Source organism: Streptomyces sp. MST-110588, from assembly GCF_022695595.1.
In the GTDB taxonomy this organism is placed as follows: Bacteria; Actinomycetota; Actinomycetes; order Streptomycetales; family Streptomycetaceae; genus Streptomyces.
On record NZ_CP074380.1, the window covers coordinates 3,053,899 to 3,067,432 of the forward strand.

A 13,534-nucleotide genomic window follows, 5' to 3' on the forward strand; every position below is an offset into this window, starting at 1 on the left:
CTGGCCTCAGTCCCTGACCTCTGACCCGACTGGGTGGTACCCCGGCCACCAGCATAATTTCTCTCTGTACCGCCCCGCCGTACCGTCCGAACCTCGTGGCCATGGAACAGATACGGCCACCGGCCGGCACCCCCGCACCTGTCACCGCCCCCATCACGACCGCCAGGACACCCCCGCCCGCCTCCCCCTGGCGCGCCCTGGCCATCATCCTCACCGGCGTGTTCATGGCCGTGCTCGACACCTTCATCGTGGTCGTCACCGCCCCCGCCATCCAGGCCGGTCTGCACGCCTCCGACGCCGACGTCCAGCTCATCCTGGCCGGTTATCAACTCACGTACGCCATCGCCCTGATCACCGGGGCCCGCCTGGGCGATCTGCTGGGCCGCCGCAAGCTGTTCCTGTCCGGTACGGCCCTGTTCACCCTGGCGTCGGTGGCCTGCGCCGCGGCACCCGGCCCCACCGTGCTGATCATCTCCCGGCTCGTCCAGGGGCTCGGCGCGGCGGCGCTGTTCCCGCAGGTCTTCGCCATGATCCAGGTACTGGTTCCGGCGGAGCGGCGGGCCCGCGCGTTCGGCGCGCTGGGCGCGGTGATCGGTCTGGCCGGAGTGGCCGGGCAGCTCCTGGGCGGCGTCCTGATCTCCGCGGACCTGTTCGGCGCGTCCTGGCGCCCCGTCTTCTGGGTCAACGTCCCGGTCGGCCTGGCCATCCTGGCCCTGGCCGCCGTCTTCGTCCCCGAGTCACGGGCCCCTGAGACCCGGCGGCTGGACCTGCCCGGCGCCGCGGTCCTGACGGTGGCCCTCTTCCTCCTCGTGGTGCCGCTGGTCGAAGGCCGGGAGGCCGGCTGGCCGTGGTGGACCTGGGCGAGCCTGGCCGCCGGCACGGGCTCACTGGCCGTCTTCGTCGTGGTGGAGAAGCGGGTCGAGGCGGCCGGCGGCTCCCCGCTCGTACGGACGGCCCTCCTGCGGGAACGTCCCTTCGCCATCGGCATCACTCTGGTTCTCCTTACGTACTTCGGCATCAACTCCTTCTTCCTGGTCCTCTCCCTCACCCTCCAGGAGGGCCTGGGCCTGGACACGCTCGGCGCCGGCCTGTTCTACGCCCCTTTCGCCGCCGCGTTCTTCGCCGCGAGTCTTCTGGCCGGGCGGCTCGCGCGGTACGGACGGCGGGTTCTTCAGGCCGGCGGGCTGATCGGCGCACTGGGGTACGCGGCCATGATCGCCGTGGTCGCCGGCGCCGGTACGGAGCTGACCGCGCCCGCTCTGGTGGCGCCCCTGCTCCTGATCGGCGCCGGCAACGGCCTGTTCGTCACCCCGCTGTTGAACGCGGTCCTCTCGCAGGTGCGCCCGCACGAGACCGGCATGGCCTCCGGTGTTCTGTCCACCGGCCAGCAGATCGGCGGCGCGGTCGGTGTGGCCGTGGTCGGCGTGCTGTATTACAGCGCGCTGCGCGGCGCGGCACACTTGGACATGGCCGCCTACGGGCACGCGCTGACCGTGGCGCTCGTCTTCAACCTCGCCCTGGCGGTCGCCGTCTCGGTTCTCCTCCCGTTCCTCCCGGACAGCGCACCACATATGCACTGAGGGCCCACGGCGCACAAGGTGGAACCTCCGCCGCCCGTGTCGCCGTCCTTGACACAGTGAGGTGCTGTACGGGAGCACCGGAGCGGACCGATGGCACGGCCGCACACAGCGGATCGGGGGTGGCCATGGTGATGTGGGACGGCACGGCGGTGGACGTCCGGCCGGTCCCCGACCCCGGCCGGGCGGCTGCCGAGCACGACGGCGCCTATCGCACGGCGGGTGTGGCACTGGTGCTCTGCGGGGGCGTGCTGGCCACCTGGATCGGCAGCACGATCGCCCGTGCGAACGCCACCTTGGGTGACTTTCTGGAGGGCCTGTTCAACCCGCGCGCCTCCGGGTCGCCAGGGCCCCTCGGCCCGTACGAATGTGCCTTCACCGCCTCCCTGCTGGCAGTGGGCGCGCTGGCGCTGGCCCGGCGGCGGGTGGCGCGCAGCGCGGGGTTACTGCTCGGCTGCCTGCTGCTGGTGACGGCGCTGCGCGAGGGCGTGGACCTGATGCACGCCGAGTACCGCGACCTGTACGGCCGGGATCCGCTGGGTGACTGGGCGCTGGCCACCCGGGCGCTGAGCGCGGTGGTGGCGCTGACGGTGCTGTTCGCGCTGCTGCCCGCCACCGAGCGCCACGGGCCGGCGGCGGGCGGCCGGGTGGGCGCGGTGCTCGGGCGCGTGGCGTCGGCCTTCGGCCGGGGACGGTCCGGCCGCGCGGACGCGGAGCGGGATTCCGGTCACCCGGATGTCCGTTCCGGTCGTACCGGGCCTGGTTCCGGTCGTACCGGGCCCGGTTCCGGTCGCGCTGATTCCGGTTGCGGCCCGGGGAGTTCCGGCGCCGGCCAAAACGATTCTGCACGCCGGGGCACGGATTCCGCTTCCCGCCGTACGCCTTCCGTTTCCGCCCGTACGGGTTCCGCTTTCCCCCGTACGGGCACCGGCTCCAACCGTACGAGTACCGGATCCGGCCGTACGGGCGCGGGCTTCGACCGTACGGGCCCGGGCGCCGGCCGCAGGACCGCCGCATCCCGCGCCCTCGGCGCGAGCGCCGTCTCCTGGTGGCAGCGGCGGCTGTCCCGAGTCTGCGGGGTGCTGCTTCTCATCATGGGCGCGGCCCAGCTCACCTGGACCCTGGAAGGCCCGAAGGGCGTACACATCCACCCCGGCACCAATCTGGGCAGCGCACTGGACGCCGCCGCCTTGGGGTCGGTACACACGCCGGTCTCCGGGGAGTTCACCGCCCTGGCGACGACGGCCGTCCTGCTGGTCCTGGGCGCACTCGCCCTCCGGGGGCGGCGGGACGTACGCGGCGCGGTGCTGGTGTTCGGGGCCATGCAGCTCTACCTCACCGTCCGGACCGTGGTGGAACTGACCGTGACCGGCTTCGTCGGCGAGGCCCTGCGGACGACCGGGGGCGCCCTGTGGCTGGTGACGACGGCGTACGAACTCGTGGCGCTGACCTCGGTCGTCGTCCTGGCCATGGGCCGCGGCTTCCGCTCGTACGACGCGTGGCGGGGCGGGCCGTACGACGGTGACGGCGCCTCCCGCTCACGGTCGCGCGCCCGGAGGGACTGAGACAGACGGGCGGCAGGAGTCGCGTGAGGCGCGCAGGCAGACAGCCCGGAAGGGGCCAAGAAGGGGATTACGACGTTACGGCGTCGAGGCGTTACGGCGTCGGGGCGTTGCAGTCTTACGGCGCTACGGCGCTACGGCGCTACGGCGCCACGGCGTCAGGCGGAGAGCGGCGCCGCGGTCTCGTCGACCGCGGTGGTCAGGTCCGGGTAGACCTCGAAGAGCCGGCGCACGCCCAGCGCCGCCAGCACCCGGTTGACGTGCGAACCGTCCACCGCGCCCTGCGCCGGCAGGATCAGCCGCAGCCGCCCCTGGCACGAACGCATCAGCCGCCGGGCGGCGATCAGCACGCCGACGCCGCTGGAATCACAGAACAGCACCTCGGAGAGGTCCAGGACGACACTGCGCCGCCCCTCCGCGACCGCATCGTGCACGTGCTGGCGCACCGCCGGCGAGGTGACCAGGTCCATCTCACCGGAAACCTGCAGGACCGCCCACCGGCCCTGCTCCCCCTCTGCCACCTTCAACGACACGCGCTCGAAGCCTTTCGCTCGCTTGCGGACCGGATGCTTACCGGACCTGTCCGGAATTCATCCTTCCCCGCTTCGACTGCCCGGCCTTTCTTCCCACGAAACTCGGTGGAATTCGTCGTACAACAGGCCGTTCACTCTCCAGGCTATGCCCATCAACGTACTTACTTTTCCCTGAACCCGGTCACACCCGGATAACACCTCGACAGTTACGGACGATCGACATGTCGCATCGATCGCCGGTGATCGGGTATCACCACCACACAGTGACGGCCGCTATACCATCCGCAGCCGTACCGGAGGGCAGATTGCCGCAAAGGGCGCGCACTGTCAGATCCTCGGACTACATTCGGTGGCACGGTGGAGTCCGTGTCGGTGGGCGACGGCGGCCACGGCGGCACGGCGGCGGTGAGGAGTGGGGGTCTGTATGGGGAACGACGCACCACCGCGCTGGGACAGGCGGATGCAGCAGCGGCTCGCCCGTGGCGAGGCCGCCGCGCTCGGCGAGCTCTACGACCGGTTCGCCTCGCTCGTCCACAGCCTCGCCCACCGTGTGCTCGACGACGAGCCGGCGGCCGACCGCGTCACGCGCGAAGTCTTCGGCTACATCTGGGAGAACCCCGACGCCTACGACCCCAAGCGCGGCTCGCTGCGCTCCTGGGTCGCCACCCTCACCCACCGGCAGGCCGTCCACCGCCTGCGCCAGTACGAAGCGGACTCGGCGCGCGCCTGCGGGGACGAGGCCCCCGAGCCGGACGCGGTGGAGCGCAAGATCCGTGACGCGTCCACCGCCGCCCGCGCCGACTACATCGTCACCTCCATGCCCGCGCCGCTGCGGGCCGCCCTGGAACTGGCCTACTTCCAGCGGCGGAACTACCGCCAGACCGCCGCCGACCTCGGTGTCACCGAGGACGAGGCCCGGCGCCGGCTGCGGCTGGGCCTCCAGCTCCTGTCCACCGCCCACAACCACCGGCCGCAGCAGCCCGCCCGCCTGACCGGCCCGCCACCGCCCGCGCCGCCGGCCTCCGCACCGGACCACCCGATAGGACAGCCGGGCCAGCCGGGCCGACCGGGCCGCACCAACGCCTCGCCTCCCGGCCGGGGTTACGGAAGGCCGCTGTGAACGGGCCGGAGGAGTGGGACGGCTTCGACCCGCACGGCTCTCATGGGCCAGGCGGACGTCATGGACCGCAGGACCCGGGCGGACCGCACGGCCCCCGGTACCCCGGCGGCCCCGAGGGCACCACCGGCCGGCCCGCCTCCTCGGGAGGACGGCCGCGCATACCGTCACCGCGCTCGGCCCCCGAGGACGAGGGGCCACTGCCGGAAGCACCCCTGCCCACGCCGGACCCGGCCCCCGGGAAGGAACCAGGGAAGGAGCCGGAAACGCAGAAGCAGAAGGACAAGGACAAGGACGAGGACAAGGAGGTGAAACAGGAAGTGCAGCAGGTGGCGAGCGGGACGGCGGACGCCGGGAAGGACCGGCGTACGGGCACTGGCGCGCCCCTCCCCGAGCCTCCGCACAAGGTCCTCAAGTCGCTCCTCGGCGCCTGGGCCCTGACCGCCTGCTCCCCGGAGGAGACCGCCGCCGTCGAGGCCCACCTCACCGACTGTGCCGGGTGCGCGGACGAGGCCCTGCGGCTGCGCGACGCCGTGGGGCTGCTGCGTCCCGCCAACGACCTCGATCTCGACCCGCTGCTGCGTTCCCGCGTCCTGGAGGGCTGCCTGGACCGCCGCCCGGCCCGTATCCCCGTACCGGAGTGGGCGAGCCCGTACGACGCGGAGACCGCGAAACTGGACGCGCTGCTGCGCGACATGGGCGACGCGGAGTGGCGGGCTCCGGTGCTGCTGCGCTGGTTCGAGGACGAGCGGCCGGTCGAGCGGACCACGACCGTCGCCGGGGTCATCGGCCACCTGATGGCGGTGGACGGCCTGGTCGCGACGGCCCTGGGGCTGGCCGATCCGCTGGGCGCCGCGGCACCGCCCGCGCCCGCCACTCCCGCCGCCCGCACCGAAGCGTGCTGGCAGGCGACCACGGACACCGCCGCTCCGCTCGCCACCCGGGTGCCGTGGCGCGACCAGAGTCACACACTGATCCGTACGGTGTCCTTCGCCGGACGCGGCGCGGCCGAGCTGTCGGTGCCCTACGGCGGTCCCGCGCTCCCGCTGCGCGACGCGTTCCTGGACCGGGCCTTCGAGTGCTGGGTGCATGCGGGCGACATCGCCGACGCCGTCGACTATCCGTACAAACCGCCGACGGCCGGCCATCTCAGCCGCATGGTGGACCTGGCCGCCCGGCTGCTGCCCGGTGTCCTGGCCGGCCGGCGCCGGGCCGGGCTCGCCGCGCCGCCGCAGCGCCTGGTCGCGGCCGGATCACCGGGCCGTACGCTCCATCTGGAGGTCGAAGGCAGTGGCGGCGGTCACTGGTACATAGCCCTGGACTCCCCGGGCGCCCTCGGGACGCCGGACCATACGGTCGCGCACATCGCGCTGGACAGCATCGAGTTCTGCCAGTTGGCCGCGGGCCACGTCTCTCCGGAGGAGGCCGCCGCGGGCCAGGTCGGCGAGCGCGACGCCATCCGTGACGTGCTCTTCGCCACCGCCTCGCTCTCCCGGCTGTGAGGTCCGGCGGCCGTAACAATCCCGATGGCCGGCCTTAGGGGCGCCCGGACGGCCGGCCGGAGACAGGCGTGGGCGGCAGGCGGCGGCAGGCGGGCGGCTTAGGCGAAGTGTGCAGCGGCCGGCGGGCGGCTCAGGCGAAGACGACCGTACGGCTGCCGTTGAGCAGGACCCGGCGCTCGCTGTGCCACTTCACGGCCCGGGCCAGCGCCTGGCACTCCACGTCGCGCCCGATCGCCACGAGCTGGTCGGGAGTGACGTCATGCCCGACCCTCTCGACCTCCTGCTCGATGATCGGACCCTCGTCCAGGTCCGCCGTCACGTAGTGCGCGGTGGCGCCGATGAGCTTCACACCGCGCGCATGCGCCTGGTGGTACGGCTTGGCGCCCTTGAAGCTGGGGAGGAAGGAGTGGTGGATGTTGATGATGCGGCCCGACAGCTCCTTGCACAGGTCGTCGGAGAGGACCTGCATGTAGCGGGCGAGCACCACCAGCTCCACGTTCTGGGCCCGTACGAGTTCCAGCAGCTCGGCCTCGGCCGCCGCCTTGGTGTCCTTGGTCACCGGGATGTGGTGGAAGGGGACGCCGTACGAGCCGGCCAGCTCGGCGAAGTCGGTGTGGTTGGAGACCACGGCCGCGATCTCCACCGGCAGCGCGCCGATCCGGGAGCGGAAGAGCAGGTCGTTCAGGCAGTGGCCGAACTTCGAGACCATCAGGACGACGCGCATCCGCTCGTCCGCCCGGTGGATCTGCCAGTCCATGTGGAAGGAGTCGCCGACCGCGGCGAAGCTGGCCCGCAGCTTGTCCACGTCCACCGGCGCCTCCGCGCTGAAGTGGACCCGCATGAAGAACAGCCCGGTGTCGTGGTCCCCGAACTGCTGGCTGTCCTCGATGTTGCAGCCGGTCATGAAGAGGTAGCTGGACACGGCGTGCACAATGCCCTGCTTGTCGGGGCAGGACAGGGTGAGGACGTACTGAGTGGGGGTGTTCCGGGTATCGGGCTGCGACTCGCTCATGACCTCATAGGGTCGCACATCCACGGCACTGCTCGGTCCCGCGGCCGTCCGCGCCTGCCCTTCCACCGGCCCCGCGCCCCTCCCACCGGCGCCTTCGCCGCTGCTCACCGCTACGCCACCAGGCCACGCGTCATGATCGCCAGTTGTTCGAGCGAGTACGGCGGGGCGTCCGGGTCGTCACCGTCCGCGACCGCCATCCGTACGTGAGCCTCGCGCGCGGCCCGTACGGCCTCCGGCCAGGAGTGGTGCCCCATGTATGTGGCGACCGGGGCGTCCGCGCCGACCTGGTGCATGATCCGCAGCACCCGCAGCACGGCCACGTCCACCAGGGACGCCTCCTGCGCGTCCCGGAAGATCGTGCCGACGTACTTCTCGGCGGACCAGTTGTCCAGCCAGGTGTCCTCGACGAGCCGGTACACGGCATCGGTGACGTCCCCGTACCCCGGGACGCCGGCCAGCCATGTCTCCTGCTGGAAGGCGGGGTCGGAGAGCATGTGCAGCGCGGAGCGCACATTGCTGCGCCAGCGCCACCACGGCATGTCGTTGAGCGGCATGGCGCCCATGGTGGTCGAGCGACGGCCGCGGCGGGAAGACTTCTCCGAATCTTGCACGGTAATCGATCGTACGTTCTTCTCCGGCGATCACCGATGGCCCCCTGGAGTTCACGGACGCGTCACCGTGGGTTGCGACCTGGTCACTCGGCCGTTCCGTACGGGGCGGAAGGCTGCGGGCCCATGACCGGACGGCGACGCCCCTCTTCCGCTCCCCTCCGCCACACCCGCCCCACCTTCCCTTCGCCCCTCTCCGCCCCCTTTCCTTCGGCGGCCGGCGCCCGGACCGGCCGCACCCGCGCGGCTGCCCGCGCCCGTGCCGTCACGGCCTGTACGGCGGTCCTGGCGACCGCGCTCGCGGGCTGCGGGGCCCTGCCCGGCGCGGCGGAAGGCTCCGCGAAGAAGGACCCGATCACGGTCATGACCTGGGCCCCCGAGGGCACCAAGGCGACCAATATGCCGGGAATGCCGGCCATGGCGCAGGCATACGCGCGCTGGGTCAACTCCCGGGGCGGCCTCAGCGGTCACCCCCTCAAGGTCCTCACCTGCAACGACCACAACGACGCGGTGGCCGCCGCGCACTGCGCCCAGCGCGCCGTCAGCGCCCGGGCGGTCGCCGTCGTCGGCTCGTACAGCCAGTTCGGCCGTTCCTTCATGTCGCCGCTGGAGATCAACGACATCCCGTTCATCGGCGGCTACGGCGCCTCCGACGAGGAGTTCGCCAGCCCGCTGTCCTACCCGGTCAACGGCGGACCGGCGGCCCTGCTGGCCGGCAACGGCAGACAACTGGCCGGCGCCTGCGAGCGGGTCGCGCTCGTCCGCCCCGACACCCTCCAGGGCGACCGGATGCCGGCGCTCCTCAACTCCGGCCTGACCAGCGGGAGCCGCGCCCCGGCCGGTGACGTCCGCGCACCGGAGGACGGCACGGACTACTCGGCCGCCGCGCGGCACGCCCTGGACGCCGTGCGGAGCGCGGTCGCGGGGAGCGGATGCGTGACGGCCACGCTCGGGGAGCGCACCGACACCTTCTTCGACTCCTTCCGGCGGCTGCGGCCGGAGCGCTCCCGGGTACGGGTCGCCTCCGTACTGGGCAGCGTCGGACAGGCTCTGGTGGACCGTACGGGAGGCGGCGGCGGGCCGCTGGAAGGGGCGTATCTGACGGGCTGGTACCCGGTGGCGAGCGATGCCCGCTGGGAGCCGATGCGCCGGGTCATCGACGAGCACGCCTTCGGCGACAACCGCCTCGATCCCACCGACCCGGGCGTCCAGACGACCTGGATCGCGTACACGGTGCTGAGCGCCGTCGTCGCACGGCTCGACGCGCAGGACGGCGATGCCCGGATCACCGCCCCGCGCGTCCGGCGCGAGCTGGACCTCGGTGAGCGGGCCATCGGCACGGGCGGGCTGACACCCGGGCTGCGCTGGCGCTCCGAGGACATGCTCGCGGTCCAGGACTTCCCGCGGATCGTCAACGGGATGGTCACCTATCAGGTGGTACGGGACGGGCGGCTGGTGGCGGCCAGGGACGGCTTCGTGAACGTGGCCAGGACGCTGGAACGGCCCCGCTCCGAGTCCTGACTGCTCCGAGTCCTGACCCGGCGCCGATCGTGGCGTGACGTGGCATGGCGTGACGTCGCTGTTGCCGTTGCCGTTGCTCGGAGCTTCCCGGCAGTGACCGGAAGCGGCCGGAACTGACCGGAACTGATCAGAGCTGTCCGGGACCGCGCGTGGTCAGACCGTACTTCTTGGCGATCGGATTCCACAGCGCTGCCGACTGCTTCTTGGCCTTCGTCGCCTCACCGCTGGCCTTGTTCGCGCGGGCCGCCTCCTTCGTTCCCCGGGCCTTGCCCTTGTTGCAGCCCTTCTTGCCCTTGACCTGCTTGGCCCACGCCGCGTAGTGGTTGTCGGCCGCGGCGGAGGACTTCCACGCCTTGGTGAGCGAGGCGGTCAGCTCACTGCCGTGCGGGATCTTGTCGACGGGCAGCTTGGCCAGCCGGGCCACCAGGTCGTTGCGCTGCCCGGCCGCACCCCGCAGGTCCTTCGCGGCGCCGTCCAGGTTGTCGCACGACTTGATGTCGTCCACGGCACCGACCACCGCGGAGCGGCTGCTGTTGCTGTCGTTCAGGAGCGCGTCGAGATCCTTGGCCTGAGCTGCCGCGGGGTCGGCCGCCGGCTCCTTCTTGTCCTTGTCCTTGTCCGCACCCTTGTCCGTGTCCTTGCCGTCACCGCCCTGGGCCGCCCCCGTGGACGAACTGCCGGTGTCCTTCTTCTCCGGGGAGTCGCCGCCGGACAGCGCCCAGCCCACGCCGAGCCCGACACCGGCCAGCGCCACGATGACGGCGCCCACGACGACGGCGGGGCCCAGCCGGCGGCGCCGCCCGCCACCGTCGTCGTCATAGCCCGGACCGTCGCCCAGGGGGTCGTACGGCGGCTGCGCGGCGTACTGCTGATCGAACTGGTACGGGCCGCCGGGCTGCGGCTGCCCGGAGGCGTCCAGACGCGGCAACTGCTGGGTAGCCTCGGGCCCGCCGCCCGGTCCGCCCACGCCGGGCGGTGCGCCCGCGGCCTCGGGCCGGAACAGGCCGTCGAACTCGGAAGGCGTACGGCGCTCGTCGGGCGTGCCCGGCCGTGCCCCGAACGGTGGGCCGGGCGGGGGCGGGGTGCCACCACCGACCGGAGGTATGAGCTGGGTCGGCTCCGAGGCGAGTGCCGCGGCGGCCTGTTGCTGCTGGGGCTGCTGTGACTGCTGCGGCTGCTGTTGGTACGGCTGGGGCTGCTGACCCGGCTGCTGCGGGGACTGCGGCAGGGGCTGGGCCTGCGGCGGGGGCTGGTGCGCCTTCACCGGGCGCAGCAACTGCGTGGACTCCCCGGGGCGCTCGGGCCGGGCGGACGCCTGGGGAGACTGCGGTACGGCACCGGGTACGGGGCCCGCGCCGGGACCGATGGGGCCTGTCGAGCCGGTCGGGCCTGTCGGGCCGACGGGTCCAGGCTGCCCTGCTTGTCCTGGCTGTCCCATCTGCCCCGGCTGCACCGCCTGCCCCGACTGGGCGTTCAAAGGCGGTATCAACTGCGTCGCCTCCGCGTCACCGGCGGCGGACGGAAGTGGCGCCCCGGCCTGCGGCGTCGCGGGCACGGCCGCCCCGTACGGAGCCTGCGGCTGCGGAGCCCGGGCCTGAGGCTGCCCCTGGACCTGGGCCTGAGCCGGGGGCTGCCCCTGGAAGGGCGGAGACCCCGGTACGGACTGAGCCGGAGCCATCGGCGCCGGCCCGGGCGGCGCCGTCGCAGACGCCTGCGGCGGAGTCGCGAATCCACCCTGCGACGGCGGCGGCTGAGGCACGCCCTGTTGCGGCATGCCCTGTTGCGGCACGCCCTGTTGCTGTTGCGGTGCGTTCTGCTGCGGCTGCGACGGCACGCCGTACGGCTGCTGCACGCCCTGCGGCGCAGGCGGCATGGGCGCACCGCCCTGGCTGTAGGGGGCCTGGCCCGGCGCCGCCTGCCTCTGGGGCGGCTGCCCGTGTCCGTACAACGGCGGCTGCGGCTGTCCCTGCGGCTGTCCCTGCGCCTGCGGCTGTCCCTGTGACTGAGGCTGTCCCTGTGCCTGGCCGCCCGGTCCCCAGGCGCCGCCCCACGGCTGGCCGGCCGGCGGCGCGGCCTGCTGGTCCGGGACCCACGGCTCACCGTTGGCGGGCAGTACAACGCCCTCTCGGGCCGGCCCGCCCGCAGAATTCTGCGGGTTGCCGTCCTGTCCGCTCTGCGTCACCGGGACTCCTACTATGTGCAGCCTTACGAAATCGTCGGCTCACGCTACCGGGTCGCCGTCGTGTTCGACCACGTCGCCTGGTCACACCGGGATTCCACCGACCGCCCCGCCCCTCCTGTTCCCGCTTCCCCTCTTCCCGCGTCCCCCGTTCCCGCTCAATCGGAATACGAATCAATCGGAATACGGATACGCCCTCACCGCCGGACCGGCTCCCGCCCGGACCGCGGCTCCCGCCGCGCCCCGGTTCCCGAGCCCGCCCGGCGATGAAGGCCGACCGTCGCCAACCGCATGACCATGCGCCCCCGTACGCTCCTGTGCGCCCCCGTGCGTTGTCACGCAGCAGCGGCGCGCAATTCCAGCCGTGCGCCGAACTCCCGTACCACCGGCTCGTCCCGGTAGGGCTCCAGCCGCTGCTGGAAGTCCTCCAGGTACTCCGCCCCCCGGTTGGAGCGCAGCCCGCTCAGCAACTCCACGGCCTGGGTGCCCGTATGGCACGCCTGCTCGATCTCGCGCTGCTGCACCTGAGCCGTGGCCAGCAGCACCAGGCCGATGGCGCGGCGCCTGGCACGCCCTTCCGGATGCCCGTCCAGCGCCTCCTGGGCACGCTGCCGGGCCGGTGCCGCCTGGCCCAGGTCACGGTGGCAGTGGGCCAGTTCGTCGGCGAGGTAGGCATGGTCGAAGTGGGAGATCCATACGGGGTCATCGCCCGTCTCGGTCCCCGTGTCGGCGCGTTCCATCGCCCCGACGGCCCGGCCCGCCACGGTCTGGAAGGCCCGCGCGTCGCCCATCAGGGCGTGCCCGCGTGCCTCCGCGGCGAAGAACATCGCCTCCGCCCTCGGTGTGACGTGCCCGCGCGTACCTTCCTGGGCGGCCTTGGCGAGTTGCGCGATCTCGCGAGGGTTGCCCAGTGAGGCGGCGAGGTGGCTCATGCTGGCGGCCAGCACATAACCGCCGTAACCCCGGTCGCCCGCCGCCTGCGCCAGCCGCAGCGCCTGGATGTAGTAGCGCTGCGCCAGCCCCGGCTGGCCGGTGTCGACCGCCATGTAGCCGCCCAGCTCCGTCAGCCGGGCGACGGCGGCGAACAGTTCGCGCCCCACGCTCTCCCGGTAGGAGCCGGCCAGCAGCCCGGAGACGACGCTGTTGAGGTAGTGCACGACGACCGGCCTGACGTGCCCGCTGCCGTACCGGTGGTCCAGCTCGCACAGCGCCGCCGTCATGGCCCGTACGGCATCGACGTCCGCCGGTCCGACCCGTGCCCCGGCGTTCCGCGCGACCTGTGTGTCCGTACCCGTGATGAGCCAGTCGCGGCTGGGTTCCACCAGTGCCGAGGCGGCCACCGTCGAGCCGCTCAGGAAGTCGCGGCGGCCCACGTCGCTGCGCCACAGTTCACAGACCTGTTCGATGGCACCGAGGACCGTGGGTGAGAACTGAAGTCCCACGCCGGACGCCAGGTTCTTGCCGTCGGCCATCCCGATCTCGTCGATGGTGACAGTACGACCCAACTTCCGCCCCAGCGCCTCCGCGATGATCGCGGGGGCCCTGCCGCGCGGTTGCTGGCCGCGCAGCCACCGGGCGACGGAGGTCTTGTCATAGCGCAGGTCGAGGCCGTGTTCGGCGCCGCACATGTTGACGCGGCGGGCGAGCCCGGCATTGGAGCAGGCGGCTTCCTGAATGAGCGCCTGCAGCCGTTCGTTCGGCTGCCGCGCGACGAGTGGCCTGGCGGCCATGCTGTACCCCCTGTTTACTGCTGCGCGTTCACCAGCGAACGCCGTTCCCAATGAGCAATTCCCCACCCTTGTCCCTGATATCCGAGACGTCCTGGATATCCGGGATATACGCCCTAACTGGTGCACTCTTGACAGAATGGCAGAAGGTCGGCGCAGGAAAACGGAGATGGCGCGTGGTGCCCGCGTGGAGTTC

11 protein-coding genes are annotated in these 13,534 nt (G+C 72.4%); 6 read left to right on the forward strand and 5 right to left on the reverse strand.

All coding sequences use genetic code 11. The annotated features are described in order from the left end of the window. Nucleotides 1-101: 101 nt before the first annotated feature. Both KGS77_RS13265 and KGS77_RS13270 read left to right on the forward strand, forming a co-directional pair. Nucleotides 102-1,580 carry an MFS transporter gene (locus KGS77_RS13265; protein ID WP_242581194.1) on the forward strand — a complete coding sequence of 493 codons (1,479 nt, stop codon included), beginning with the start codon at nt 102-104 and terminating at the stop codon, nt 1,578-1,580. A 125-nt stretch (nt 1,581-1,705) separates the two neighbouring features. Continuing rightward, nucleotides 1,706-3,142: a hypothetical protein gene (locus KGS77_RS13270; RefSeq protein ID WP_242581196.1), complete on the forward strand. Its 1,437-nt coding sequence runs from the start codon at nt 1,706-1,708 to the stop codon at nt 3,140-3,142. 155 nt (nt 3,143-3,297) lie between these two features. On the opposite strand, the gene KGS77_RS13275 is transcribed toward KGS77_RS13270, so the two are convergent. After that, entirely contained in the window at nt 3,298-3,672 is a 375-nt protein-coding gene (locus KGS77_RS13275; RefSeq protein WP_242581198.1) for an STAS domain-containing protein, read from the reverse strand. Between the two features lie 424 nt (nt 3,673-4,096). On the opposite strand from KGS77_RS13275, the gene KGS77_RS13280 reads away from it, so the two are divergent. Next, nucleotides 4,097-4,792 carry a sigma-70 family RNA polymerase sigma factor gene (locus KGS77_RS13280; RefSeq protein WP_242581200.1) on the forward strand — a complete coding sequence of 232 codons (696 nt, stop codon included), beginning with the start codon at nt 4,097-4,099 and terminating at the stop codon, nt 4,790-4,792. Nucleotides 4,793-4,950: 158 nt separating this feature from the next. Then, nucleotides 4,951-6,291 carry a zf-HC2 domain-containing protein gene (locus KGS77_RS13285; RefSeq protein ID WP_242587452.1) on the forward strand — a complete coding sequence of 447 codons (1,341 nt, stop codon included), beginning with the start codon at nt 4,951-4,953 and terminating at the stop codon, nt 6,289-6,291. A gap of 130 nt (nt 6,292-6,421) precedes the next feature. Here the strand turns inward: KGS77_RS13285 and purU are convergent, their stop codons facing one another. Then, nucleotides 6,422-7,303, reverse strand: a complete 882-nt coding sequence (gene purU / locus KGS77_RS13290) for a formyltetrahydrofolate deformylase (RefSeq protein ID WP_242581202.1) — start codon at nt 7,301-7,303, stop codon at nt 6,422-6,424. Between the two features lie 110 nt (nt 7,304-7,413). Further along, a complete protein-coding gene (locus KGS77_RS13295) occupies nt 7,414-7,920 on the reverse strand; it encodes a hypothetical protein (RefSeq protein ID WP_242587453.1) in 507 nt (168 codons plus the stop codon). A gap of 354 nt (nt 7,921-8,274) precedes the next feature. Here KGS77_RS13295 and KGS77_RS13300 point away from each other — a divergent pair, with 354 nt between their 5' ends. Continuing rightward, nucleotides 8,275-9,432, forward strand: a complete 1,158-nt coding sequence (locus KGS77_RS13300) for an ABC transporter substrate-binding protein (RefSeq protein ID WP_347404582.1) — start codon at nt 8,275-8,277, stop codon at nt 9,430-9,432. Nucleotides 9,433-9,559: 127 nt separating this feature from the next. Here KGS77_RS13300 and KGS77_RS13305 read toward each other — a convergent pair whose 3' ends face one another. Then, a complete protein-coding gene (locus KGS77_RS13305) occupies nt 9,560-10,987 on the reverse strand; it encodes a hypothetical protein (protein ID WP_242581206.1) in 1,428 nt (475 codons plus the stop codon). Between the two features lie 210 nt (nt 10,988-11,197). Between KGS77_RS13305 and KGS77_RS13310 the strand changes: the two genes are divergently transcribed. After that, complete coding sequence (locus KGS77_RS13310) at nt 11,198-11,434, forward strand: hypothetical protein (RefSeq protein ID WP_242581208.1); 237 nt, start codon at nt 11,198-11,200, stop codon at nt 11,432-11,434. A 512-nt stretch (nt 11,435-11,946) separates the two neighbouring features. On the opposite strand, the gene KGS77_RS13315 is transcribed toward KGS77_RS13310, so the two are convergent. Then, nucleotides 11,947-13,341 carry a transcriptional regulator gene (locus KGS77_RS13315; protein ID WP_242581210.1) on the reverse strand — a complete coding sequence of 465 codons (1,395 nt, stop codon included), beginning with the start codon at nt 13,339-13,341 and terminating at the stop codon, nt 11,947-11,949. Between the last annotated feature and the right edge of the window lie 193 nt (nt 13,342-13,534).

Bases quoted from the DNA above. Each gene is read 5' to 3' on its own strand.
- KGS77_RS13315 (WP_242581210.1), bottom strand. From the start codon at position 13,341: ATGGCCGCCAGGCCACTCGTCGCGCGGCAGCCGAACGAACGGCTGCAG.
- KGS77_RS13300 (WP_347404582.1), top strand. From the start codon at position 8,275: ATGACCTGGGCCCCCGAGGGCACCAAGGCGACCAATATGCCGGGAATG.
- KGS77_RS13270 (WP_242581196.1), top strand. From the start codon at position 1,706: ATGGTGATGTGGGACGGCACGGCGGTGGACGTCCGGCCGGTCCCCGAC.
- KGS77_RS13280 (WP_242581200.1), top strand. From the start codon at position 4,097: ATGGGGAACGACGCACCACCGCGCTGGGACAGGCGGATGCAGCAGCGG.
- purU (WP_242581202.1), bottom strand. From the start codon at position 7,303: ATGAGCGAGTCGCAGCCCGATACCCGGAACACCCCCACTCAGTACGTC.
- KGS77_RS13265 (WP_242581194.1), top strand. From the start codon at position 102: ATGGAACAGATACGGCCACCGGCCGGCACCCCCGCACCTGTCACCGCC.